At 70.3% G+C, this 23,389-nt stretch carries 21 protein-coding genes; 16 read left to right on the forward strand and 5 right to left on the reverse strand.

The window, feature by feature from the left end; genetic code table 11:
• Window positions 1-123: 123 nt before the first annotated feature.
• Window positions 124-1,578, forward strand: a complete 1,455-nt coding sequence (locus tag ACFV2X_RS13250; protein ID WP_385615266.1) for an alkaline phosphatase PhoX — start codon at window positions 124-126, stop codon at window positions 1,576-1,578.
• Between the two features lie 230 nt (window positions 1,579-1,808).
• Here ACFV2X_RS13250 and ACFV2X_RS13255 read toward each other — a convergent pair whose 3' ends face one another.
• The gene (locus tag ACFV2X_RS13255) at window positions 1,809-3,020 is read right to left on the reverse strand and encodes a TerD family protein (RefSeq protein WP_385615550.1); all 1,212 of its coding nucleotides are present in this window, start codon (window positions 3,018-3,020) and stop codon (window positions 1,809-1,811) included.
• 106 nt (window positions 3,021-3,126) lie between these two features.
• Window positions 3,127-4,749, reverse strand: coding sequence for a hypothetical protein (locus tag ACFV2X_RS13260; protein WP_385615268.1), 1,623 nt, complete (start codon window positions 4,747-4,749; stop codon window positions 3,127-3,129).
• Between the two features lie 130 nt (window positions 4,750-4,879).
• Between ACFV2X_RS13260 and ACFV2X_RS13265 the strand changes: the two genes are divergently transcribed.
• Window positions 4,880-5,992: a leucine-rich repeat domain-containing protein gene (locus ACFV2X_RS13265; RefSeq protein ID WP_385615271.1), complete on the forward strand. Its 1,113-nt coding sequence runs from the start codon at window positions 4,880-4,882 to the stop codon at window positions 5,990-5,992.
• Between the two features lie 105 nt (window positions 5,993-6,097).
• Window positions 6,098-6,934, forward strand: coding sequence for a YwqG family protein (locus ACFV2X_RS13270; protein ID WP_385615274.1), 837 nt, complete (start codon window positions 6,098-6,100; stop codon window positions 6,932-6,934).
• A gap of 24 nt (window positions 6,935-6,958) precedes the next feature.
• Here the strand turns inward: ACFV2X_RS13270 and ACFV2X_RS13275 are convergent, their stop codons facing one another.
• Window positions 6,959-7,993 carry an aldo/keto reductase gene (locus ACFV2X_RS13275; RefSeq protein ID WP_385615277.1) on the reverse strand — a complete coding sequence of 345 codons (1,035 nt, stop codon included), beginning with the start codon at window positions 7,991-7,993 and terminating at the stop codon, window positions 6,959-6,961.
• 89 nt (window positions 7,994-8,082) lie between these two features.
• On the opposite strand from ACFV2X_RS13275, the gene ACFV2X_RS13280 reads away from it, so the two are divergent.
• The 5 genes from ACFV2X_RS13280 to ACFV2X_RS13300 all read left to right on the forward strand — a co-directional run bounded on the left by ACFV2X_RS13280 (window position 8,083) and on the right by ACFV2X_RS13300 (window position 13,667).
• Window positions 8,083-8,988 carry an AraC family transcriptional regulator N-terminal domain-containing protein gene (locus ACFV2X_RS13280; RefSeq protein WP_385615280.1) on the forward strand — a complete coding sequence of 302 codons (906 nt, stop codon included), beginning with the start codon at window positions 8,083-8,085 and terminating at the stop codon, window positions 8,986-8,988.
• 26 nt (window positions 8,989-9,014) lie between these two features.
• On the forward strand, window positions 9,015-9,962 hold the full coding sequence (locus ACFV2X_RS13285) for a hypothetical protein (protein ID WP_385615283.1): 948 nt from the start codon (window positions 9,015-9,017) through the stop codon (window positions 9,960-9,962).
• Window positions 9,963-10,017: 55 nt separating this feature from the next.
• Complete coding sequence (locus ACFV2X_RS13290) at window positions 10,018-11,019, forward strand: 4,5-dihydroxyphthalate decarboxylase (protein ID WP_385615286.1); 1,002 nt, start codon at window positions 10,018-10,020, stop codon at window positions 11,017-11,019.
• Window positions 11,020-11,923: 904 nt separating this feature from the next.
• The gene (locus ACFV2X_RS13295; protein WP_385615552.1) at window positions 11,924-12,643 is read left to right on the forward strand and encodes an ArsR/SmtB family transcription factor; all 720 of its coding nucleotides are present in this window, start codon (window positions 11,924-11,926) and stop codon (window positions 12,641-12,643) included.
• A gap of 67 nt (window positions 12,644-12,710) precedes the next feature.
• Window positions 12,711-13,667: a DMT family transporter gene (locus ACFV2X_RS13300; protein WP_385615289.1), complete on the forward strand. Its 957-nt coding sequence runs from the start codon at window positions 12,711-12,713 to the stop codon at window positions 13,665-13,667.
• Here ACFV2X_RS13300 and ACFV2X_RS13305 read toward each other — a convergent pair whose 3' ends face one another.
• The gene (locus tag ACFV2X_RS13305; RefSeq protein WP_385615292.1) at window positions 13,668-14,093 is read right to left on the reverse strand and encodes an ATP-binding protein; all 426 of its coding nucleotides are present in this window, start codon (window positions 14,091-14,093) and stop codon (window positions 13,668-13,670) included.
• A 172-nt stretch (window positions 14,094-14,265) separates the two neighbouring features.
• Between ACFV2X_RS13305 and ACFV2X_RS13310 the strand changes: the two genes are divergently transcribed.
• The 5 genes from ACFV2X_RS13310 (at window position 14,266) to ACFV2X_RS13330 (ending at window position 18,949) form a co-directional block, all read left to right on the forward strand.
• Entirely contained in the window at window positions 14,266-15,075 is an 810-nt protein-coding gene (locus ACFV2X_RS13310) for a Scr1 family TA system antitoxin-like transcriptional regulator (protein ID WP_385615295.1), read from the forward strand.
• Window positions 15,072-15,263 (forward strand): DUF397 domain-containing protein, encoded by a 192-nt coding sequence (locus tag ACFV2X_RS13315; protein WP_385615297.1) that lies wholly within the window; start codon window positions 15,072-15,074, stop codon window positions 15,261-15,263. The genes ACFV2X_RS13310 and ACFV2X_RS13315 overlap by 4 nt, the downstream gene beginning before the upstream one ends.
• 95 nt (window positions 15,264-15,358) lie before the next feature.
• Window positions 15,359-16,084, forward strand: coding sequence for a GntR family transcriptional regulator (locus ACFV2X_RS13320; protein ID WP_385615300.1), 726 nt, complete (start codon window positions 15,359-15,361; stop codon window positions 16,082-16,084).
• 106 nt (window positions 16,085-16,190) lie between these two features.
• Entirely contained in the window at window positions 16,191-17,591 is a 1,401-nt protein-coding gene (locus tag ACFV2X_RS13325; RefSeq protein ID WP_385615303.1) for a cation:dicarboxylate symporter family transporter, read from the forward strand.
• 8 nt (window positions 17,592-17,599) lie between these two features.
• Complete coding sequence (locus ACFV2X_RS13330; RefSeq protein WP_385615306.1) at window positions 17,600-18,949, forward strand: adenylosuccinate lyase family protein; 1,350 nt, start codon at window positions 17,600-17,602, stop codon at window positions 18,947-18,949.
• An 88-nt stretch (window positions 18,950-19,037) separates the two neighbouring features.
• Here the strand turns inward: ACFV2X_RS13330 and ACFV2X_RS13335 are convergent, their stop codons facing one another.
• Window positions 19,038-19,721 (reverse strand): maleylpyruvate isomerase N-terminal domain-containing protein, encoded by a 684-nt coding sequence (locus ACFV2X_RS13335; protein WP_385615309.1) that lies wholly within the window; start codon window positions 19,719-19,721, stop codon window positions 19,038-19,040.
• A gap of 189 nt (window positions 19,722-19,910) precedes the next feature.
• Here ACFV2X_RS13335 and rox point away from each other — a divergent pair, with 189 nt between their 5' ends.
• The 3 genes from rox to ACFV2X_RS13350 all read left to right on the forward strand — a co-directional run bounded on the left by rox (window position 19,911) and on the right by ACFV2X_RS13350 (window position 23,376).
• Complete coding sequence (gene rox / locus ACFV2X_RS13340; RefSeq protein ID WP_385615312.1) at window positions 19,911-21,344, forward strand: rifampin monooxygenase; 1,434 nt, start codon at window positions 19,911-19,913, stop codon at window positions 21,342-21,344.
• Between the two features lie 77 nt (window positions 21,345-21,421).
• Window positions 21,422-21,871, forward strand: coding sequence for a MarR family winged helix-turn-helix transcriptional regulator (locus tag ACFV2X_RS13345; protein WP_385615314.1), 450 nt, complete (start codon window positions 21,422-21,424; stop codon window positions 21,869-21,871).
• Between the two features lie 152 nt (window positions 21,872-22,023).
• Window positions 22,024-23,376 carry an MFS transporter gene (locus tag ACFV2X_RS13350; protein WP_385615316.1) on the forward strand — a complete coding sequence of 451 codons (1,353 nt, stop codon included), beginning with the start codon at window positions 22,024-22,026 and terminating at the stop codon, window positions 23,374-23,376.
• Window positions 23,377-23,389 lie beyond the last annotated feature (13 nt).

Below are 23,389 nucleotides of genomic sequence, written 5' to 3' on the forward strand. Positions count from 1 at the left end.
CTGGTTCGGACTGCCCGCGTCAATCGAACCGTCGATGTCGCGTCCAGTTCAACTGTTGTTCGGCCAGGGACGGGAGCGTAGGCGCGCAGTCGGTGGACAGATCTGGCCATTCAGGAGATGAAGATGCCGCTCACCCGCAGAGACTTCGCGAAGAGTTCCGCGTATACCGGTGTCGCCCTCGTCGGCAGCGCCGGGGTGCTCGCCACCGCCCCCGGCGCGCTCGCCGCGGAGCCGTCCGAGGATCTGACCACCACCGACGCGGCCGAGCGGGGCGGTGCCCGGTTCGGCTACGGCCCGCTCGTCGCCGACCCCAAGGGCCTCCTCGCGCTCCCCGCCGGCTTCAGCTACCGGGTCATCACCCGCACCGGCCAGACCAAGCTGGAGTCCGGCGAGTCCACCCCCTCCAACCACGACGGCACCGCCACCTTCGAGGGCACCCGCGGTGCCACGCTGCTCGTCAACAACCACGAGCTGAAGGGCCCGCGGGCCGACTGGCCGCACCCCGTGCCGCTGACCGAGGGCCTGGTCTACGACCCGGCGGCCTCAGGAGGCTGCACCGTCGTCGAGGTCTCGAAGCACGGCGACCATGTCACCGAGTGGGTCGGCATCGCGGGCACCTCCACCAACTGCGCGGGCGGATCCACCCCGTGGGGCACCTGGCTGACCTGCGAGGAGACCGAGGACAAGGCCGGCAAGAACGGCATGACCAAGGACCACGGCTATGTCTTCGAGGTGGACCCGCACGACCGCCGGGCCAACCGCGACCCCGAGCCGATCAAGGCGCTGGGGCGATACGCCCATGAGGCGGTCGTCGTCGACTCCAAGCGCGGCCACCTCTACCTGACCGAGGACGCCTCCGGCCCGAACGGCCTCTTCTACCGCTGGGTCCCGCCGCGCGGCTTCGAGCACGGGCGCGGCAAGCTGCGCACCCTCGCCGATGACGCGGGTGTGCTGCAGGCCCCCAAGTGCTTCGACTCCGGCGGCAACTTCGTCGACGACCTGTCGCGCGCGACCAAGACCGGCACGGTCTACGGCGTGGACTGGGTGGACGTGCCCGACCGCGATGCGAAGTCGGTCCCGGTGCGCAAGCAGTTCGACGTCGGCCAGGTCACCCGGGCCCGCAAGCTGGAGGGCATGTGGTGGGGCGACGGTGGCGCGTACATCGTCTCCTCGTACGCCCGTGAGGAGAGCCCGGTCGCGCACGACGGCCAGGTCTGGTTCTACGACCCGAAGCGGCGCACCCTGACCCTGAAGGTGCTGCTCGGCGTCAACCCCGACCCGTCCAAGGACGGCGCCTTCGACGGCCCCGACAACATCACCGTCTCGCCGTACGGCGGTCTGGTCATCGCCGAGGACGGCGAGGGCGTCCAGCACCTCTTCGGCGCCACGGACGACGGCCGTACGTACCCGATCGCGCGCAACGAACTCAACATTGGCACCGCGGCGAAGCCGGAGTACAGCGAGTTCACGGGCGTCTGCTTCTCGCCCGACGGCCGCACCCTCTACGCCAACATCCAGACTCCCGGCATCATGCTGGCCATCACCGGCCCCTGGCGCCGCCAGCGCCCCCGCGGCTGATCACCCCTCAGCTCCGGGCCGTCCCCGTGCACCGGCGGGGGCGGCCCGTACTTTCTGCGACACCGCTGCGACACCTCTGCCCGCTCCGCTCGTTGTACGGGCTACGGGACGGCCCGGGCCGGAGCGCCGACCTTCCTCCCTCTTCGGCGGTCCGGCCTGGGCCCCCGGTGCCGGGCCCGTCCTGTATCAGCTGCTCAGTCGGCCCGGTCGGTTCAGCCGACCGAGCCGACTCAGAGCGCCTTGCCGGCGGGCTTGACCATCCCGCGGACCGTACGGGAGTCCACGTACTCGCCCATCGCGGTCATCTCCCACTCACCCGAGAACTGCTTGATGAACTTGGCCATCATCACGCCCGTACGCGGCTCGGAGTGGGTCAGATCGAAGCGGACCAGCTCCTCGCCCGTCCCCGCGTCCAGCAGGCGGCAGTAGGCCTTCGCGACATCGGTGAACTTCTGGCCGGAGAAGGAGTTGACCGTGAAGACCAGACCGGTGACCTCCGGCGGCAGCCCGCCGAGATGGACCGTGATGGTCTCGTCGTCGCCACCGCCCTCACCGGTGAGGTTGTCGCCGGAGTGCTGGATCGCGCCATTGAGAATCGAGAGCTTGCCGAAGAAGCAGGCGTCGATTTTCTTGCGGTCCACGCCGAAGGCGATCACGGACGCGTCGAGGTCGATGTCCTTGCTGCGGTAGGCGGGCTCCCAGCCCAGGCCCATCTTGACCGAACTCTGCAGCGGTCGGCCGCCCTTGACCAGCGACACCGTCTGGTTCTTCTGGAGATTGACGCGGCCCTTGTCGAGGTTGATCTTCCCGGCGCCGGGCGCCGCGGCCGCGGCTGCCGGGGGAGCGGGCGGCGGGGCGGCGGGCATCGGCGGAGGCTGGAAACCGGCGGGCGGACCGGCGGGCGGCGGCGCCTGGACGGCCGCGGGGGCGGGGGCCGCGGGCGCGGCGGGCTCCTCCACCGACACACCGAAGTCGGTGGCGATGCCCGCCAGCCCGTTCGCATACCCCTGCCCGACCGCGCGCACCTTCCACGCGCCATTGCGCCGGTACACCTCGACGACCACGAGCGCGGTCTCGGCGCCCAGCTGGGGCGGGGTGAAGGTCGCGATCACGGCGCCGTCGTCCGCGCCGCGCACGGTGGCAGTCGGCTCGGTGCCCGAGAACGTCGCCCCGGGCGCGTCCAGGCTCGCGGTCACCACGATCTTCTCGATGTCGCCCGGCACGGCGGCGGTGTCGACGGTGATCGTGTCACCCGCCCCGCCCGCCCCGGCGCGGTGGGTCACGCCGGGCCCGGCGGGCTGGTTGTAGAAGACGAAGTCGTCGTCGGAGCGCACTTTGCCATTGGCGGTGAGGAGCAGGCCCGACACGTCCAGCCGCACCGGGGCGGTGACATCCACTGCCACGCGCGCGACGGACAGGGGGAGGTTCGAGCCGGGAGTCATAGCGGTCATGCCCGGGGTAACGAACGTGCCCGCTTTACGGTTCCTTGACCTGCCTCTCGTTCCCAAGGCTCGGCCCCAAAGGGTGAACGGCCCCGTGGCGGCCACCTCACTCGTCCACCGCGTCCCGCACGATCCGGGCCCGGTCCCCCGCTTCTTCCTCCGGCCATGACGCGACGAGCTCGCGCAGCAGCTCCCGGTGCTGATCGATCAGGTGGTCGTAGGTGAGGCCGATGGCCCCCTCCACCTGGATCGACAAGTCGACAGAATGGGCGGCGCGCACCAGCACGGCGGTGACCCGCGGGTCGTCCAGACCGAAGAGCGCGTTGACCGCGTCGGCGCGCAGCTCCATGTCCGCCGACCCGTCGAAGATCAGCTCCTCGAGCGAGGCGACGACCTGCTCGTCCGGCGCCTCCCACCGTTCGAGGCACCAGCTCGCCGCGGCCACGGCACAGTCATGGACCACGTCCGGAGCGGTGTCCGCCCGCAGCGCGGCCACGATCGCTGCCGCGTCCTCGGGCTCGCCCAGTTCGTTCAGGACGTTCAGCGCGCCGGCGTGGCTCGCGCCGAACCCCGTCTCCGGGCTCAGCTCGGCCGGGGACGGCGGCTGCCGCAGGACCGCGCGAGCGACCGCGAGCACTTCCGCGGCGTGCTCGGCGTCATCGAGGCCGAAGCGGGCGATCCCCTCGGCGAGGCGGAAGTGGTCGAGCGCGATCCCCACCGCCACCGGCGACGCGCTGTGCAGCATGGTGCGCAGCGCCGACCGGTGCGCGGCCTCCCCGGTGGGGGACCGCAGCTCGCGATGCGCGTCGCGCAGCTCCGCGCTCGGCGGTTCGGCCCCTTCCCAGTACAGGCTGTGCGGACCCTCGGCGAGCGCGTCGCGGACCTCATCCGCCGCGGTGGACCGCTGGTCGGCCGACCAGCTCCGAACCAGGCGTTCCAGCAGGGGGCGGTGTGCGTAGAAGCGCGTCCCCGCCGCCAGCGCCGCGGCGGCCTCCTGCTGGACCCGCCACTCGGCGTCATCGGTCGCACGGACAAGGGACTCGGTCGCCTCCGCTCCCGGGGTTTCGCGCAGCGCGGCGACGGCCGCGACACGATCGCGGCATGCCTCCACCCGGGCGATCAGCGCGACGAGCCGTGGATCGGGAGCCCAGCCGTCTTCCTGCTCGGCTTCTTCCTCCTCGACTCCTTCCTCCGCATCTCCTTCCTCCGCGTCTCCCCGCTCCTCTTCCTGCTCGGCCTCTTCCTCCTCGTACTCTTCCTCCTCGTCCACGAGGAGGTGCGCGGCATCGAGGGCGCGCTCCAGCAGGTTCACTTCCGGCATCCGTGCCAGGATCTCGGCGATCGCGTCCGCGTCCCGGTCCTCCAGGCCACCGCGCACCAGGGCGGCCAGCGCGCTCGCGTGGTTGGCGCCCTCCTTGGCGATCGCGTCCCCGGGCCTCGGCGGCTGCGCGAGCAGCCGACGGGCGACCGCGAACACCTCCTCCGCGTGCGGCTCCAGCGGGTTGCCTCCCACATACCGGCTCGTCATCTCCGCACGGTCGTAGAAGTCCAGCGCGATGCCGCAGGCGACCGTGTCGCCGCTGCGCAGCAGCGTCAGAAAGCCCTGCTCGAACGCCTCCGGGGTGGTCGGATCATTCGTCGCCGCAAACGCGTCCCGCAGCTCTTCGTCGCGGAACTTGCGCTTCCAGTACCACGATTGGAACTCCAGCAGAAAGACGGTGAGATACACCCCGGGAGTAGACCATTCGCGCCACGCACACGCCACCGCGGCCTGGATCCGGCCCCCGGGTGGCGCCCCGCGGTTCGGCGCGGCAGAATTCGATCTTCCCGTCACAGCGGCCCGTTCCGAGGGATCACTCATGTCCGAGTACGACGAACCGTTCGAGATGGACGACGACGATGATTCGTTCGCCCTGGAGGACGCGGAAGAACTCATCGCCCAGGTCATCGACGACGGCGATACATCCCTGGAGCTCGGTCATCTGTCGCTGCCCGTCGTCCCCGCCTCGCTGGCCGAGGCCACCGCGCTGACCCGGCTGGACCTCAGCGACGGCACGTTCACCGAGGTGCCCGGCTTCCTGGGCGCCCTCACGGGGCTCACCCACCTCTCCCTCAGCGACAACCGGCTGGAGGAACTACCGGCGTCGCTGGGTAACCTCGGCGCGCTCACCGAGTTCGTGCTGAACGGAAACCGGCTCGCGGAGATACCCATATGGGTGCGGCAGCTGACCGAACTCACCGACCTCGCCCTTCGTGACAACAGGCTCACCGAACTCCCCGAGTTCCTGGGCGGCCTGAAAAAGCTCACCTGCCTCGACGTCGGCAGCAACCGCATCTCCGCCGTGCCGACCTCATTGGGCGATCTCGCCGCCCTCAGCGAGCTCGATCTGTCCGGCAACCGGCTCGTCGAGATTCCCCGGACACTCGGGAACCTGACCGCCCTCACCGAACTCAACCTGGACTTCAACCGCCTCGCCGAACTGCCCGCGTCGCTCGGGGAGCTGGCCGGCCTCACCCATCTGCTGCTGGGCAGCAACCGACTCACCCGGCTGCCCGCGGAGCTGAGCGGGCTCACCGCCCTGCGATGGCTGAACCTGGACCGCAACGAGCTGACCGAGCTGCCCCCATGGGTCGGGGGTTTCACCGGGCTGACCGGCATCAACCTCGGTTTCAACCGGCTCACCGCGCTGCCCGGAACGCTGGGCGGCCTCACCGCGCTGACGAGTCTCAGCCTCCGCGGCAACCGGCTCACCGAACTTCCGGCGTCGATGGCCGGCCTCACCGCGCTCACCAGCCTTGACCTGGGCGACAACGAACTCACCGACCTGCCCGCATGGGTGGCCGACCTCCCGGCCCTCACCTCGCTCCGGCTGGACGGCAACAGGCTCAGCCGCGCGCCGAGGTGGCTGGCAGACCACGAACGCCTCGTCGTTCACCTCGGCGAAGGCCGTGTCCTGCGAAACGATCCATGATGTGCTGCCGCGGGCGCCACGCCCTCCCGGTACGTCGGCCCGAACGCCCCCCGGTACGTCGGCCCGTACGTCCGACTGTCGGACCCGCCCGCCATCATGACCCCTATGACCACCGCACCTGACCCGCTGCACGCCCTGGCCCGCACCCATCTGCCGCCCGACCTCGCCGACCGCTGGATCGCGCTGCTGCGCCCGGCCGCCCACCTCCGGAAGGCCGAGCCCGCCGATCCGGTCGTCGGCCGGCTCGGCGGACTGCCCCGGCTGCCCGAGGGCGTGGACTGGCCGGTGTGGGAGGGGCACGGGCCGTTGCCGTTCGTGGCGGAGGTCGACTGCGCGGCGCTGCCCGGGGAGCAGTTGGACATACCGCTGCCCGCGGACGGCCGGCTCGCCTTCTTCTACTACGGCGACGACGAGGACGTCGACGCGCTGGTCGACACCGCCGACCCGGACACCTGGGCCGGTGCCCGCGTCCTCCACCTCCCGCCCGAGTCCGCCACCGCACCCGAGCGGCCCGCGCCGACGGGCCTCACCCCGTTTCCGGAGGTGCCGCTGACCGTCCGTACGGGCCCGAGCGCGCCCGACTTCGACTCGCTCGCGTTGACCGCCGCGTTCGGCGAGGACGAGCTCCCGGACGCGTTCAAGCGGGCGGTGTGGACTCACCAAAGCGGTGCCGCGCATCAGATCGGCGGCCATGCCCAGTCCATCCAGACCGCCGTGGAGATCGTGGTGGCCCATGGCGCGCTGGGCGGCGGCGACCTGTCGTGGGAGGACCCGCGGATCGAGAAGGAGGCGGAGGGCTGGGTGCTGCTCGCGCAGCTCGACTCCGACGAGGACGTGGACATGATGTGGGGCGACGGCGGCGCGCTCTACTGGCTGATCCGCCCGGACGACCTGGCCGAGGGCCGTTTCGAGAGGGCCATGTTCACCTGGCAGTGCTGCTGACCTCCGCGGCCCCTGGGCCGGATGTCACCAGTTCGGCATCATTCCCTCGGGATAGCGGGAGCCGGCCGCGCCGCGCGGCAGGATCTCCCGGATGCGGGCCAGGTCCTGGGGCGTGAGGGTGACGTGTGCGGCGGCCACGTTCTCCGCCAGGCGGTGCGGGCTGCGGGTGCCCGGGATCGGCACGATGTCCTCGCCCTGGGCCAGCAGCCAGGCCAGCGCCAGCTGGGTGACGGCGATGCCCTTGGCGTTGGCGAGGGCGGTGAGCTCCCGGACGGCGGCCAGGTTCTTCTCGTAGTTGCCGGGCTGCCAGCGCTCGTCCCAGCTGCGCATGTCGTCCGCCGGGTACTCGGCGGCGGGCTTCACCGCGCTGGTGAGGAAGCCGCGGCCCAGCGGCGAGTACGGCACGAAGCCGATCCCCAGCTCGCGTACCACCGGCAGCACGTCGACCTCAACGGCCCGCTCGAACACCGAGTACTCGGTCTGCAGCACCGACACCGGGTGCACGGCGTGGGCGCGCCGGATGATGTCGGGGCCCGCCTCGCTCAGTCCGAAGTAGCGCACCTTGCCTTCGGCGATCAGCTCGCCGACCGTGCCGGCCACGTCCTCGATGGGTACGTTCGGGTCGACCCGGTGCTGGTACAGCACATCGATGCGGTCGGTGCCGAGGTAGCGCAGGCTGTTCTCGGTGACCGCGCGGATGTGTTCCGGGCGGCTGTCCATGGCGTGTCCGACCTTGCTGGGATCGGTCAGGTCGAAGCCGAACTTGGTGGCGATGACGACCTCGTCGCGGAAGCCCTTCACGGCCCGGCCGAGCAGCTGCTCATTGCTGCCGGTACCCATTCCGTACAGCTCGGCGGTGTCGAAGAGGGTGACGCCGAGTTCATGGGCGCGGTGGATGGTGGCGATGCCGTCCTGCTCGTCCCCGGCCCCGTACGCCATCGTCATGCCCATGGTGCCCAGGCCGATCGCCCCGACTTCCAGGCCCTGGGTGCCGAGCCTCCGGTGCGGGAGGTCGGCGGGGCCGGTGGGGTTCGTGGGGTTGGTGTTGCGCTCTGTCATGCCGTCCACGTTAGGAACGCGGCTGCGGAGCGTCATGGGCCACAGGTCGCATAGGATTGCCTGATCCTCTCACGCAAAGGGTGTGTCCCATGCTCGACGAGCTCGCCGCGGCCATCGACCGACACAGTCGGGGAATGGGGTCCGAGACCGCGGTGCCCCGGCTTCTGCTGGTCGCGCTCGACGAGCCCATGGACCCCATCGATGTGCAGTACGAGCCGATGATCTGCTTCATCGCCGACGGCGCCAAGCGCTCCGTCGTCGGAGACCGCAGCCAGGTCGTTCCGTCCGGGGAGATGCTTCTGAACACGCTCGACCTGCCCGTCACCGCCGTGTTCGAGAAGGTGCCGTACCGGTCCGCGATCATGCGGCTCGACGGTGCGGTGCTCGCCGAACTGCTGCTGGAGCTCGACGGGGCCGGGCCGGGGGTGGCCGGGCCAGGGGCGGCCGGGCCGGGCGCCGCCTCGCCTGCGACCGTCGGCGGGCAGATCACCGCGCCGATGGCCCCGGAACTCGTCGACGCGGTCACCCGCTGGGTCCGGCTCCTCGAAACCCCCGACGACATCCGCCCCCTGGCCGCCCGTATCGAGAGCGAGATCCTTTACAGGCTGCTGCGCAGCCCGCTCGGCCCCGTCCTGCGCCAGTGGTCAGTGGCCGACTCCGCCGCGTCCCGGGTGCGCGCGACGGCCGCATGGATCTTCGCCCACTACACCGAACCGCTCAGCATCGACGAGATCGCCGCCGTGGCCCATATGAGCCCCGCCACCCTGCACCGGCACTTCAAAGCCGCCACTGGCATGAGCCCGCTCAAGTTCCAGAAACACCTGCGGCTGCGGGAGGCGCGACGGCGCCTGGTCGCGGGCAACACGACGGCGGCCCAGGCCGCCGAGGCGGTCGGGTACGTCAGCGCGACCCAGTTCAACCGCGAATACCGCAGCGTCTACGGACTGCCCCCCGGCCAGGACGCGGCCCGGCTACGCGCCTCGGTACAGTCCTAGCCCGCCACCGCGTCGAAGGAAGATGCATGGACCTGCCGCCGGTACCCGCCAGTGTCACCAGCGTGATCATCTCCGGAAAGCTGCCGTCGGAATTCACCGCATTCTTCACCCCTGCCGGAGAGCTGACCGACGAGACGTACTGGTCCGATGTCGCGTCAGCCGTGGCGGTGTACCTGGCGACCGCGGGCGTGGACGAGAGCGTACGAGGTGCCCTGGCGCTCGCCGGCGCGTACGGCTGGCTGGACTCCCAGGAAGACGCCACGGACCCCGACCAGATGGACGAGGACAGCGATCGGGCCATAGCACTGCTACGGGAAGCCGAAGCCCACGGCATCGACGAGGACGAGACCGAGGAGCTGTGGCGATATGCCGAACACATAGGGAGCCGCGCAGCCGAGCACCGCGACTACCTCGCGGAAATGGAAGCCTATGTGGCCAAGCACGGGGCGACCCCGCGGGGGCGGCTGGATGCGAAGTTGGGGCAGGCGCATGAGCTCTACTCCGCCGGCGAGCGGGCCGCTGCGATCGTGTTGTTCCGCGAGGTCGCCGAAATCGATCCCTGGGGCGGTGAGTTCAGCGGCTGTTTCGACCGCATCGACATCGGCTGGTGCCGTCTGCTGCACGACGCGGCCCATGTCGAGGGCCCGGAGGCGGCGCGGAAGATATGGCAGGAAGCCAGGAAGCATCACCGGGCGGCGAGGTTTCCCGTCACGATGCACGCCTGGCCGTTGGTGGAGATGCTGTTGGGCACGGGGGTGCCGGACATCATCGAGGTGATCATCCACGAGTGGCTGGACGCCGCGATAGAGGGCGGGAGGGGGGAGGAGCCGGTGACCGAGGATGAGCACCGTGTCTATGAGCTTGCCCTGGCCGAACTCGAAGGGGGCCCAGCTCCCGAGGCGGTCGCCCGCCGAAGTTCGACGAGGACCGCTGGGGCAGACCGCCGCAGCGACTATCTGAACAGCCTGAAGTGAACGGTCATTTACGGAAGCGGGCCACTCCGCGGACTCCCGGAGAGGAGATTCACTGATGAGCACCAAGCTGAGCATCGGCGTCTACGCCTACGAGCACACCGAGGCACTGCTCGACGGCCGGGTCACGGTCGACGGAGTGGACGCGACGTTCGAGACGGCACCACTCGTGTCGGACATCTTCCGCCGCGCCGTCGAGGGACACTACGACCTCGCCGAGTTCGGTCTCACCTACTTCCTGCGCACCTTCGACCTCGACGACGCGCCGTTCCTGGCCCTGCCGATCCTGCCGATCCTGCCGAACCGCAACTTCCGCCACTCGGCGATCTTTGTGAACACCGCCGGCGGGATCGTGAAGCCGCAGGACCTGGCCGGTAGGACCGTCGGCGAGTTCGCTCTCTACGGCCACGACGCCGGGATCTGGCCGAAGGGCATCCTGGCCGACGAGTACGGCGTGACCCCCGACCAGTGCCGCTGGGTCATCGGCGGCACCAACCACCCCATCCCCGCCTTCGACTGGGTCCCGCAGCCCGTCCCGGACGGCGTCGACGTGCGCCACGCGGAGGACGGCCAGACCCTGGGCGCCATGCTCGAATCCGGCGAGATCGACGCACTGATCTCCGTCGACGTGCCGCAGGCGGTGCTGGACGGCTCCCCGAAGGTCGCCCGCCTGTTCCCCGACCACGAGGCCGTGGAGCGTGACTACTACCGCCGCACCGGGATCTTCCCTCCTATGCACATCATCGCGATCCGCAGGGAACTGGCACATCGGCCGGGCCTCGCACGGGCCGTGTACGACGCCTTCACGCAAGCCAAGGTGCTCGCCGAGCGCAAGTACCTCGACGACGCCACGAAGCAGCACATGAGCGTCATCACGCCGTGGTTCAGCACGCTGTTCGAGGAGAACCGTCGGCTGCTCGGCGACGACTGGTGGCCCTACGGCGTCGCCGCGAACCGCAAGGCCATCGACACCTTCTTGCGCTACCACCACGAGCAGGGCCTGTCGAAGCGAAAGCTGACGTGCGAGGACATCTTCGTGCCGGAACTCCTCGACACCTGAGCCGAGCGGCAACGGCGTTTCGGGCTTGTCGATCCATCGTCCTCGTCGGGCTGGCGCTTGCCTTCTTCGTCGCGCGTTCGGCGTCCAAGAGGGGCGAGCCGATGCCCGGCTGGGGGAAGGGGGCGGCCGACCCTGCGCCCCGATTCCTCGGCCGGCGGGCGGCTGAGCTCACGACAGGCTCCGCTGCGCTCCGCCGCGGCTGCTGCCGCTCGGTGGCCGGACGAGGGGACCAGCGGTGCGCTGGATCGGAGGCGCGCGAGCGCGACGAACGGGCCGGCGACCGCTGGACGGCATGGTCCGGACGCCGCGTGCGGGCATCGTCTCGCGCCTTCGGCGCAAAGCGGCCAACAGCGGGAAGGGGGAGGGGCGCCGAGGCATCGTCGCCGTCCGGCCCAAGGGGTCCGGTTCGGGCCCTCCACCCACCTGCTCTTAAAAAAATGCTTGATCTGCATCAAGTACTGCATCAACCGTTTTTCTGAGAGCAGGTGGGGGGAGAGGCGATCCCGTCCCCCGGTGCCCGCCCATCCGTCGCGCTCCCGGGCCCCGGTCCAGCGCACCGCTGGTCCCCTTGCCCGGCCACCGCGCGGCAGCAGCTGCGGCGGAGCGCAGCGGAGCCAGCCTTAAGCTGAGCCAGCCACCGGGCCGAGGCGTCGGGACAACGGGCCAGCCGCCCCCCTTCCCCCTTCTCGCTGGCGCTTTGGACCCGGAGGGTCCGAGACGAAAGCCGCACCCGCCTGAGCCGAATGCCGCGAGACGGCGCACAGGCGCAGGCGAAGCGCAGCGAAGCCCCCGCGCAGCGAAGCGAAGCGCACCCATCCGCAACGCGCAGCGCAGCGAGTCGGCGCCGCCAAGCGGCACCTGAGGCGGGGCAAAGGTTCGGCATACGCCGAAGTGTTGCGGCATGATGGGGTGCGTGACCGATTCCCCTCCGCCCGCCGCACGCCTCGCCGCCCTCGCCGGCGCCATGGCCGACGAGACCCGGGCCGCGATCTGCATGGCGCTACTCGAAGGACGCACGTGGAGCGCCGGTGAACTGGCCCGGATCACCGGGGTCACGCCCTCCACCGCGAGCGGCCATCTGGCCCGCCTGCTGGACGCCGGGATCTGCGCGACCGAACGGCAGGGCCGCCACACCTACGTACGGATCGCCGACGCGGAAACCGCGCGCCTCGTCGACTCCCTCGCCTCACACGCCATCCCCGGCCGCGACGCGCCGTACACGGTGCCGGTCGTCGCCGCATCCGACCCGCTGGCCCGCGCGCGGACCTGCTACGACCACCTCGCGGGGCGGCTCGGCATGGCGGTCACCGACGCCATGGTCAAGCGCGGACTGCTGTACACGGAGGGGGTGTTCGAGCTGACCGACGCGGGGGAGGAGTGGTGCGCCCGGGTGGGCTTCGATCTGGCTCATGGGGGCCGCCGGCCGGTCGCGAGCTCTTGTCTGGACTGGACCGAGCGCCGCCGCCATCTGGGCGGGGTGGCCGGTGCCCGGCTGTGCGGTGTGGCGTTGCGCCGGGAGTGGGTGGCGCGGACGGAAGAGGGTGGGCGGGCGCTGCGGGTGACGGACGACGGGGAGGCGGCCTTCGGCGAACTGCTGGGGCTCGCGCCCGGCGCCTGGCAGTGATCGGCATAACTTTTCACAGCCGAATATTTCGGTGGACACCAAAATGTTGAGACCTTAGGCTGCCCGCATGAGTTCCCGCCTCGCCTCTCCCGGCGTCCTCACGGCCGGCGCCGCCACCTTCTCCGTGCTCGCCTGGGCATCCGCCTTCGTCTCCATCCGCAGCGCCGGGGCCGCCTACTCCCCGGGCGCGCTCGCACTCGGCCGATTGCTCGCCGCCTCGCTGGTGCTGTTCGCCCTGGTGGCGATACGCCGCGAGGGACTGCCGCCCCGGGGCGCCTGGCGCGGCATCCTGGTGTCCGGTGTGGTGTGGTTCTGCGGCTACATGGTCGCCCTGAACTGGGGTGAACGCCTGGTCGACGCCGGTACGGCGGCCCTCCTCGTCAACGTCGGGCCGATCCTGATGGCCCTCCTCGCGGCGCGGCTGCTCGGCGAGGCACTGCCGCCACGGCTGCTTGCCGGGATGGCGGTGTCCTTCGGCGGGGCGGTGGTGGTCGGCCTGTCGACCTCGTCCGGCCACGAAGGCGGCACCTCAGTGCTCGGCGTGGTGCTGTGCCTCCTCGCCGCCATGGCGTACGCGACCGGCGTGGTCGCCCAGAAGCCCGCGCTCACGTACGGGACTCCGCTTCAGATCACGGCGTACAGCTGCCTGGTCGGCACGGTGGCCTGCCTCCCCTTCGCCGGTCAACTGGCCACCGAACTGCCGGATGCCCCGGCCTCCGCGACGCTCAACATGCTTTACCTCGGCGTGGTGCCCACCGCCCTCGCCTTCACCACCTGGACCTACGCCCTGGCCCGCATGCCCGCCAGCCGCCTGGGCGCCACGACCTATGCCGTCCCGGCCATCGTGGTCCTGCTGAGCTGGGTGTTCCTGGACGAGGTGCCTGCCTGGCTGACCCTGGTTGGTGGTGCGCTGTGCCTGACCGGCGTGGCTGTGTCCCGCTCCCGCCCGCGTGCGCCCCGTGAGTCCGCCGCTGCCCCTGCTCCGCAGGCCGCCGAGCCGGAGTCCGCCGACGCGCCGTCCTGACTACGGGGTGGCGGAGTCCGACGGTTTGGCGCCGATCGAGATTTCCGCCCAGACCGTTTTCCCGGGCGCGCCGCCCCGGCGGGGCCCGACGGCCCAGCGCTCCGCCAGTTGTGAGACGAGGTAGAGGCCCCGGCCCGTTTCGGCGTCCGGGGCCGCTGTGGTGAGTGTGGGGCGCTTCTCGGCGCGGGTGTCGGATACCTCGATGCGGATCACGGGGCCGGTGTTGGTGGGTGGCGCGGTCAGGCGCACGTGGAAGTCCCGCCCGGGGACGCGGCCGTGGCGTACGGCGTTGGTGACCAGCTCGCTTGCGATGAGCGTGACGGTCTCGTTGGGGCCGGAATCGTACGGGTAGCCCCACGCGGCCAGCCGGTGCGATACGAGCCGCCGAGCGAGGCGCGCGCCGCGCGGAGTTGAGGTGAAGCGCATGGCGAACTCGCCTGGTGCTGGACGGAACTGTTCCGGGCTTGTCCCTCGTGAGGGGGCATTTTCGGTCGTCATGGGGGTCAGCCTTGTGGGCCTGCGCCTAGCCTGGCCAGGAAGCGCGCGTGTACGGACGGTGCCTGTACGAACACGCGAAGTGTGCCGGGAGGGGTGCGACATGGCAGGTACAGAGCGGTCCGCGTTCCTGAGGGGCTTCGGCAAGCAGCTGAAGCTGTTCCGGGAACGGGCCGGGCTCACCCGGGCGGAATTGGGGTCGCTTATCGGGTACAGCGTGGACCAGGTGGCGTCGGTCGAGTGCGGGCGGCGTATCCCCAAGCCGGAGCTGGTCGACAAGGCCGACGAGGTGCTGGACGCGGGTGGCGTGCTGGCGGCGATGAAGGAGGAGCTTGCGCAGGCGCGGTATCCGGCGTTCTTCCGTGATGCGGCGCGGTTGGAGGCGGTGGCGGCTGAGGTGCAGATTTACGCACATCTGGCCGTGCCCGGGCTGTTGCAGACGGAGGACTACGCGCGAGCCGTACTCGGGATGCGGCGTCCACTGCTGGATGAAGAGATCGTCGAACAGCGTGTAGCCGCGAGGATGGAGCGGCAGGCGATTTTCGGCGCACGACCGGCGCCCCTCTTGGGCTTCGTTGTCGAGGAGTCCGTACTGCGCCGGCCGATTGGCGGTGTGCAGGTACTGCGTGGGCAGTTGGAACACCTGCTCCTGGTTGGGGAGAGGCGCAACGTGGAAGTCCAGGTGATGCCTCTGGGGCGGGAAGACAGCGCTGGCCTGGACGGGCCGTTCACCCTGATGACTCCCAGGGGCGGCGAGCAACTTGCGTATCTTGAGGGTCAGGGGCGCAGCGCTCTGCTCACTGACCGGGAAGATGTCCACATCATCGCCGCCCGATATGGGATCATCCGGGCCCAGGCTCTCAACCCACGAGAGTCGTCCATCTTCATCGAGAAGTTGCTGGGGGAGCTATGAGCGGAGACATACGCGAGTTGGTCTGGTTCAAGAGCAGCTACAGCGGCAGCGAGGGCGGCGAGTGCGTCGAGGTCGCCACCCGCCCCAACACCGTCCACGTCCGGGACAGCAAGAACACCACCGGCCCGATCCTGACCGTCACCCCCGACGCATGGACCCAGTTCGTGGGGTTCGCCGCACACCGCTGACACCCCGTACGACGCGGGCCCCGCATCGGCGGAGCCCGCGTCGACGGTGTTCTAGGATTTCGATGGCAGCGTCCTGAGCAGGCAAGGAGTTCTTCGTGGGTGAGCCGCGATACGTGGTGATCGCCGGTGACCTCATGAAGAAGATCGCCGCCGGAAAGTGGCCCGTGGGGGAGTTGCTGCCCACCGAGCCCGAGTTGGCCGCCGAATACCGCGTCTCGCGCGAAACACTGCGGCGGGCGTTGAAGCGCCTGGAGCTGGCTGGGCTGATTTCGCGGCACCCGGGGACGGGCACACGCGTGGAGCGATTGGCGCCGGTGGCTGCGTTCACCGCGCAGCTGGGGAGTGTCGAGGAGCTGACCCAGTACGGCGAGGCCGCCGTGCGGAGTGTTCTGTCGGTCGAACCCGTGACCGTGGATGCGGCGCTCGCCGAGGTCACGGGCCTGGCCGAGGGGTCCAGGCAGGTGTGTGTGAGCTCGGTCCGGCGGGACCCCGACCACGCTGACGAGGTCGTTTCCTGGGCGCGGGTGTATCTGGGCCCGGAGGACGCCAAGGCGGTGGCCGGGGATCTGGAGGAGGGCCGCCAGCTGATCGCCGATCTGATCGAGGCCCGGACGGGGCGCGCGGTGGAGCGGGTGGTGCAGCAGGTGCGGGCGGTGAGTGTGTCGGCGGAGGCGGCGGCGCGTCTCGCGCTGGAGCCGGGGAGCCCGGGGCTGGAGTTCGTACGCCGCTACTACGACGCTTCCGGCGTCCTGTTCGAGGTCACCGTGAGCACGCATGCCGGTGATCGATTCGTCTACGAGACGGTTCTGCAGCGGAGGTAGTGGCCACGGCGGCCCGCCGCTCATTTTGTTTTACAGCTCTTGACACAAATATTTCCCTGAGCATCCTTGTCTAGACACAACTCATGTCTAGACAAGGATGTGCCGCATGAGATCCCAGGAGCAGCTGCTGGACGCCACCTCGCCACCCCCTGCGCCCCGCAAGCGCTGGTACCGGGGGCTCGGGGCGCAGGTCGTCATCGCGATGGCTCTGGGAGTCGCGGTCGGCTTCGCCTTCCCCGGCTTCGCGGTGGACTTGAAGATCATGGGGGACCTGTTCCTGGCGCTGATCAAGGCGGGCGTCGCCCCGTTGGTGTTCTTCACCGTCGTCATGGGCATCGCGTCCGCCGGCGATCTGAAGAAGGCCAGCCGTCTCGGATTCCTGGCGCTGATCTACTTCGAGGTCGTCTCCACCCTCGCCCTGCTCCTCGGTCTCGTGGCGGCGAACCTGTTCGGGGTGGGCAAGGACGCGGGGGGCCTCACCTCGGGCGGGGGCGGCACCGCTCCGGCACCCTCGGCCGGGGAGGGGGAGCACGGGGTCCTGGCCTTCCTCCGGGACATCGTGCCCGACAACTTCGTCGGAGCCTTCTCCTCCGGTCAGCTGCTGCAGGTCGTGCTCGTGGCTGTTCTGTTCGGCATTGGTCTGCTGGCCCTCAAGCCGCATATGCAGGAGAAGATCAACTCCGGCCTTGAGGTCGTCTCGGAGGCGTTCTTCGCCTTCGTCAACGTCGTCATGAAGCTCGCCCCGATCGGGGCCTTCGGCGCCATCGCCTACTCGGTGGGCACCAGTGGCAGCAAGATGCTCCTGGCCCTGACCGAACTCGTCCTCCAGTACTGGCTGGTCGTCGCCGTCTTCGTGTTCGGCATCCTGGGGCTGGTCTGCCTGATCGCCGGATTCAACATCTGGCGCATCCTGCGCTACGTACGCGTCGAGATGACGCTCGTCCTGGGCACGGCCTCCTCCGAGGCAGCGCTTCCCGGGCTGCTGAAGAAGCTGACCAGGATCGGATGTTCGAAGCAGAGCGTCGGCCTGGTGATCCCCACCGGCTACGCCTTCAACCTCGACGGCACATCGCTGTACATGTCCATCTGCACCCTGTTCGTCGCCAACGCGTACGGGATCCCCATGGGCATCCCCGAACAGCTCGGCCTGCTTCTGATCATGCTGCTGACCTCCAAGGGCGCGGCCACCGTGTCCGGCGGGACGTTCGTCGTCTTCACCTCCACGGTCGCGGCGACCGGGACCCTCCCCGTCGAGGGCACGGCCGTCCTCTTCGGCGTGTACCGCTTCATGTCCATGGCCACGGCGTTCTGCAACACCTTCGGCAATGTGGTCGCCACCTTCGTCCTGGCCAAGTGGTGCAAGGAGATGGACGTCGAGAAGGTCCAGCGCGCCCTGGCCGACCCCGCCGCGTTCCTCGCGCAGTCGGAGCCGGAGTCCGAGTCCGGCTCCGATGACGTGTCTCGCGCGCCCGAACCCGCCCACGCCACCCCCTCCATCGCAAAGTGAGACCGCACATGAGCAGCAGTACCGTCTTCGACTCCTTCCTCTTCCGCGACATGTTCGGCACCCCCGCCATGCGCGAGATCTTCAGCGACACCGCCTACGTCCAGCGCATCATCGACACCGAAACCGCCCTCGCCCGCGCCCAGGCCAAAGTCGGCATCATCCCCGCCGAGGCCGCTGACGACATCACCGCCAAGGCCGGTCTCGACGGCCTCGACCTGGAGCGGCTGCGCACCGAGACGGAGATCGTCGGCTACCCGGTGCTGCCCATCGTCAAGCAGGTGGCCGAGCAGTGCGGCGACGCGGGCCGCTACCTCCACTGGGGCGCCACCACCCAGGACATCATGGACACCGCGGTGATGCTCCAGTGCAAACAAGGCGTCGCCCTGCTCCAGGACCAGCTCGACCGGGTACGCCGCGCCCTCCGGCTGCTCGCGGACGAGCACGCCGCCACCGTCACCGCCGGGCGCACCCACCTTCAGCACGCCCTCCCCGTCACCTTCGGCTACCGCTGCGCCGTGTGGCTCTCCGCCCTGGACCGCCACGCCGAGCGGCTGGAACAGGCCCGCCGGCGTGCCCTGATGGTGCAGTTCGGGGGCGCCGCGGGGACTCTGGCCTCGCTCGGCCCGGGCCCGGAGGGCCTGGAGGCGCGTGCCGTTCTGGCGGCCGAGCTGGGGCTTCGCGATCCCGAGATCACCTGGCATGTCGCCCGTGACGGGCTCGCGGAGCTGGTCACGCTCTTTGCCGCGGTCGGCGGCTCGCTGGGCAAGATCGCCTGGGACGTGATGATGATGTGCTCCTCCGAGTTCGGCGAGCTCGCGGAGCCCTTCGTTCCCGGGCGCGGCGCCAGCTCGACCATGCCGCAGAAGCGCAATCCCATCTCCAGCGAGCTGATGTTCGCCGCCGCCAAACTGCTCCGCGACAAGTCCTCGACCGTACTCGACGCGATGATGCAGGACTTCGAGCGCGCCACCGGCCCCTGGCACCTGGAGTGGGCCGCCGTGCCCGAAGCCTTCCTGCTCTTGTCCAGCTCCCTCCACCAGGCCGAGTTCATGCTCTCCGGCCTGGAGGTGAACGTGGACCGGATGCGCCGGAACACCCACATCACCGGAGGGCTCATCGTCGCCGAAGCGGTCATGATGGACCTCGCGCCTGTTCTGGGCCGTCAACGGGCCCACGACGTCGTCTACGAAGCGTGTCGCACCGCCATCGAAACCGGCACCACGCTCGAGGCCGAACTCCGTACGCACGCCGAGCTGGTGGACCAACTTGGCGCCGAGCGCATCAGCGAGCTGTGCGATCCCGCCCGCTATCTGGGCAGCGCGGTCGCGATGACCCGCAGCGTCGTCGGCACGATCTAGTCGTCGGCACGATGTGAACCGACCCGACGGAGACGGCGCGGGCCACCGCTGACGCGGGCCCGCGCCGGGCCGGGGGCTCAACCCGGCGTCAGCCGAGCGTGAGCCACTGGATACCGAGCCGTTCGACCCGCGCGGTCTCCGCCGCGTCGAGCGCCGCGCGGCCGGTGGCCTTGCGCAGGAAGGTCGGCTCGTCCCAGCCCAGCTCGCGTGCGGTGTCCAACTGGCCGGACCCGAGCAGAAGTTCCCGCACGACCGTCCCGGCCTCCGCAGTCAGCCACGGTTCACATCCCAGCGCCTCCGCCACGTCCAGGCCGTGAACCGCGAGCTCGACCACCCGGGTGATCAGGAACTCCGAGAGCAGCATCGCGTCGCCGTGGCGTGTCCGTACGACACGGTTTTCCGGTTGGTCCCGGCACAACCGGTCCACCTGCTGCCACGTTGCGGCGAAGTCGTCGGCGAGAGCGGCGCCGTTGGCGCACTGTGCCGCGTGGTTGCGGGCCAGGTCGATGCGGACAGTGTTCGTCTGCGGGCTGAACCGATCGTCCGGCCGGTAGTACTCCGCCGCAGTGACCTCGGCGCTGTCCGGAGCCGGGCTGCCCAGCATCAGCGGCAGCCAGGCGATCACTACCCGGACGTGCCCCAGCAACTCGCGAACGGACCAGGGCTCACACCGCGTTGGACGATCCCATTCGGCCTCCGAAAGCCCGGCAACCGCCTTGGTGAGCTCCCCCGCTTCGAGGCGGAACGCTTCCAGCACCCGGTCCTGATCCATGCCGATCAAGCTATCAGCGGCCTCCGCGCCACCCCGGAGAGCGGGCAGCAATAGGCGAGGAGAACACTCTCCCCGCCACTTTCAACCTATAGCCCACCGGGGGCCTTGCGGCAAGGCCCCGGTCGTGGCGCAGAATCCTCGGCCGAGGCCAGAACGCAGACGTTTCATTTCGTGCCATGGGGGATTTTCGTGACTGACGTGATCATTGCCGGCGGCGGACCGACCGGCCTGATGCTGGCCTGCGAGTTGCGGCTGCACGGCGTGCATGTGGTCGTACTGGAGAAGGAGGCGGAGCCGGCCACGTATGTCCGTTCGCTCGGTCTGCATGTGCGCAGCATCGAGGTGATGGACCAGCGCGGCCTGCTGGAGCGGTTCCTCGCTCATGGCCGGCAGCACCCGGTCGGCGGTTTCTTCGCCGCCATCACCAAGCCGTCGCCCGACGGGCTGGACACCACGCATCCCTACGTCCTCGGCATCCGGCAGCCCATCACCGAGCGCCTGCTGGCCGAGCGCGCCACCGAGCTCGGCGCAGAGATCCGGCGCGGCTGTGAGCTGGTCGGGCTGAGCCAGGACGAGGGCGGGGTGACGGTCGAGCCGGCCGATGGCGCGCGACTGCGCTCGCGCTACCTCGTCGGCTGCGACGGTGGCCGCAGCACGGTGCGGAAGCTGCTCGGTGTCGGCTTTCCCGGCGAGCCCTCCAGGCACGACACGCTGCTGGGCGAGATGGAGGTGGCGGTGGCGCAAGAGACGGTGGCCGCCGTGGTGGCCGAAGTCCGCAAGACGCACCTGAGGTTCGGCCTCGGGCCCTTCGGGGGCGGTGTGTACCGCGTCGTCGTGCCCGCCGAGCGGGTGGCCGAGGACCGCTCGGCCCCGCCGACCCTCGAGGAGTTCAAGCAACAGCTGCGGGTGTTCGCGGGCACCGACTTCGGCGTGCACTCACCGCGCTGGCTGTCCCGGTTCGGCGACGCCACCCGGCTGGCCGAGCGCTACCGGACCGGCCGGGTGCTGCTGGCCGGCGACGCGGCGCATGTCCACCCGCCGCTGGGCGGGCAGGGCCTCAACCTCGGCATCCAGGACGCGTTCAACCTCGGCTGGAAGCTGGCCGCCGAGGTCAACGGCTGGGCGCCGGAGGGGCTGCTGGACAGCTACCACACCGAACGGCACGCGGTGGCCGCCGACGTGCTGGACAGCACCCGCGCGCAGATGGTGCTCATGTCCCCCGAGCCGGGCCCCCAGGCGGTGCGGCGGCTGCTGGCGGAACTGATGGACTTCGAGGACGTGAACCGCCATCTGATCGAGAAGGTCGTCGCGATCGGGGTCCGCTACGACTTCGGCTTCGGTGAGGGGCATGAACTGCTCGGCCGGCGGATGCCGGACATGGCGTTGAAGCACGGTCGCCTCTACGAACTGATGCACGGCGGCCGCGGGCTGCTGCTCGACCGGACCGGCCGGCTCTCGGTGGCGGGCTGGGCGGATCGCGTGGACCACGTCGTCGACGTCGGTACGGAGCTGGACGTGCCCGCCGTACTGCTGCGGCCGGACGGCCACGTGGCGTGGGTGGGCGAAGACCAGCAGGATCTGCTCGGCCGGCTGCCCACGTGGTTCGGCGCTGCTCTCAGCTGAGCTCGGTTGCTCATTATGCAGTCCAGCCTGTTCAGTTTCAGCTGGACAGGCTGGGCTGAGGGATTTACCGTGAAGGCATGACGGAGACCCCTCGCGGCACGTCCGCGTCCGCCGTGCGCGCCGCGCACGAGATTAGGGTCGTGGTCGGGCGGCTGCGGCGGCGGTTCAAGGAGACGTACGACAACGAAGAGCTCACCCCCACGCAGACGGCCGTGCTCAGCAGGCTCAGCAAGGACGGCCCGGCCTCGACCAGCGATCTGGCGGCGGCCGAGCGCGTTCGGCCGCAGTCGATGGCGGCCACGCTCGGCGTGCTCGACGAGCGCGGGCTGATCCGGCGGCGGCCCGATCCTGACGACGGGCGGCGGCAGCTGATCTCGCTGAGCGAGAGCGGTACGGCGTATGTCGACGACGCGCGGCGGGCGGGGGAGGAATGGCTCGCCCGGTCGCTCGAATCCGGCTACACGGAGGAGGAGCGGCAGACCATCATCGAGGCGCTGGCCCTGCTGGACCGGCTCAGCGGCGCATGATCGCGCGGCTCAGGTCGCTCGTTTCGCTCGCTTCACTCGGGCCGCTTGCTTCACTCGGGCCGTTCGGGTCGCGCGCGCGGCGGAGGGCCGGGAGGGCCGGGAGGGCCGGGAATGGGACGCGGGACGCCTTCGATCGGAGGCTGCTCGCGCCGATGATCCTGGGTTCGGTGCTGAACCCGATCAACTCCACCATCGTCGCGGTGGCGTTGGTGCCGATCGGCGTCGCGCTCGGGGCGCCGCCCGCGCAGACGGCGTGGCTGGTCTCCGCGCTCTATCTGGCCACCTCGATAGGCCAGCCCGTGATGGGGCGGCTGATCGACCTCTACGGGCCGCGCCGGCTCTTCCTCGCAGGGATGTCGCTGGGCGGGATCGCGGGGCTGATGGGGGTGCTGGCCCCGAATCTGGGCGTGCTGATCGCCGCGCGGGTGGTGCTGGGGTTCGGCACGTGCGCGGGCTATCCGGCGGCGATGTATCTGATCCGGGGCGAGGCCCGGCGGACGGGGCGGGAGAGCCCCGCCGGGGTGCTGACCGCGCTCGCGGTCGCCAACCAGACCGTCGCCGTCATCGGGCCGTCCCTGGGTGGGCTGCTGATCGGCCTGGGCGGCTGGCGCACCACATTCGCCGTCAACATCCCGCTGGCCGTGGCCGGTCTGATCCTCGGCGCCCGGCGGCTGCCCAAGGCGCCCCCGCCGGACTCGTCGGACCCGTCGGAGCGCGGCGGCGGGCGGATCAGGCTGGACCTGGCAGGGATGGCGCTGTTCGCCGCGACGCTCGTCGCGCTGCTGCTGTTCCTGATGCAGCCGCGGGCCGACCGCTGGTATCTGCCGGTGCTCGTGGCGGTGGCGGCGACCGGGTTCACGGTGCGGGAGCTGCGGGCGGCGGAGCCGTTCATCGATCTGCGGGTGCTCGGCGGCAACCGGCCGCTGGTCCTCACATACGGGCGTACCGTCCTGGCCGCCGTCGTGTCGTACGTCTTTCTGTACGGCTACCCGCAGTGGCTGGAGGAGGGGCGGGGGCTGAGCGCATCGCAGGCGGGGCTCGCGCAGCTGCCGGTGTTCCTGGTCGGGATCGCCGTGTCCACCGCCACCGGCCGCCGCCCCGAGGTGCGCGGCAAGCTGGTCGTCGGCGCCCTGGGGCAGATCGCCGCATGCGCCACGATGCTCCTGCTGCGGCCGGACAGCCCGGTGTGGCTGCTGATCGCCGTCGCGCTGCTCTTCGGCGTACCACAGGGGCTGAACAACCTGGCGCTGCAGAACGCGGTGTACCACCAGGCCGACCCGGAGCGGATCGGGTCCTCGGCGGGGCTGATGCGTACCTTCTTCTACCTCGGCGCGATCGTCGCCTCCAGCGCGTACGGCGCCTTCTACGGAACCCGCGCCGACACCGGCGGCCTGCACGGTCTGGCCTGGCTCATGCTCGCCGTCGCCGCCGTGTTCCTGGTGATCACGGCTGTGGACCGCTCGCTGGACCGGATCGGGGCCGACGACCGGTCTCCTTCTGCCTAGCGCTTTCCCTGAT

It is taken from the genome of Streptomyces sp. NPDC059679, from assembly GCF_042734105.1.
Lineage (GTDB): Bacteria > Actinomycetota > Actinomycetes > Streptomycetales > Streptomycetaceae > Streptomyces.

Coding starts and splice junctions, on each gene's coding strand:
- ACFV2X_RS13250 (WP_385615266.1), top strand. CDS start 124: ATGCCGCTCACCCGCAGAGACTTCGCGAAGAGTTCCGCGTATACCGGT.
- ACFV2X_RS13255 (WP_385615550.1), bottom strand. CDS start 3,020: ATGACTCCCGGCTCGAACCTCCCCCTGTCCGTCGCGCGCGTGGCAGTG.
- ACFV2X_RS13265 (WP_385615271.1), top strand. CDS start 4,880: ATGTCCGAGTACGACGAACCGTTCGAGATGGACGACGACGATGATTCG.
- ACFV2X_RS13270 (WP_385615274.1), top strand. CDS start 6,098: ATGACCACCGCACCTGACCCGCTGCACGCCCTGGCCCGCACCCATCTG.
- ACFV2X_RS13275 (WP_385615277.1), bottom strand. CDS start 7,993: ATGACAGAGCGCAACACCAACCCCACGAACCCCACCGGCCCCGCCGAC.
- ACFV2X_RS13280 (WP_385615280.1), top strand. CDS start 8,083: ATGCTCGACGAGCTCGCCGCGGCCATCGACCGACACAGTCGGGGAATG.
- ACFV2X_RS13285 (WP_385615283.1), top strand. CDS start 9,015: ATGGACCTGCCGCCGGTACCCGCCAGTGTCACCAGCGTGATCATCTCC.
- ACFV2X_RS13290 (WP_385615286.1), top strand. CDS start 10,018: ATGAGCACCAAGCTGAGCATCGGCGTCTACGCCTACGAGCACACCGAG.
- ACFV2X_RS13295 (WP_385615552.1), top strand. CDS start 11,924: ATGGGGTGCGTGACCGATTCCCCTCCGCCCGCCGCACGCCTCGCCGCC.
- ACFV2X_RS13300 (WP_385615289.1), top strand. CDS start 12,711: ATGAGTTCCCGCCTCGCCTCTCCCGGCGTCCTCACGGCCGGCGCCGCC.
- ACFV2X_RS13305 (WP_385615292.1), bottom strand. CDS start 14,093: ATGCGCTTCACCTCAACTCCGCGCGGCGCGCGCCTCGCTCGGCGGCTC.
- ACFV2X_RS13310 (WP_385615295.1), top strand. CDS start 14,266: ATGGCAGGTACAGAGCGGTCCGCGTTCCTGAGGGGCTTCGGCAAGCAG.
- ACFV2X_RS13315 (WP_385615297.1), top strand. CDS start 15,072: ATGAGCGGAGACATACGCGAGTTGGTCTGGTTCAAGAGCAGCTACAGC.
- ACFV2X_RS13325 (WP_385615303.1), top strand. CDS start 16,191: ATGAGATCCCAGGAGCAGCTGCTGGACGCCACCTCGCCACCCCCTGCG.
- ACFV2X_RS13330 (WP_385615306.1), top strand. CDS start 17,600: ATGAGCAGCAGTACCGTCTTCGACTCCTTCCTCTTCCGCGACATGTTC.
- ACFV2X_RS13335 (WP_385615309.1), bottom strand. CDS start 19,721: ATGGATCAGGACCGGGTGCTGGAAGCGTTCCGCCTCGAAGCGGGGGAG.
- ACFV2X_RS13345 (WP_385615314.1), top strand. CDS start 21,422: ATGACGGAGACCCCTCGCGGCACGTCCGCGTCCGCCGTGCGCGCCGCG.
- ACFV2X_RS13350 (WP_385615316.1), top strand. CDS start 22,024: ATGATCCTGGGTTCGGTGCTGAACCCGATCAACTCCACCATCGTCGCG.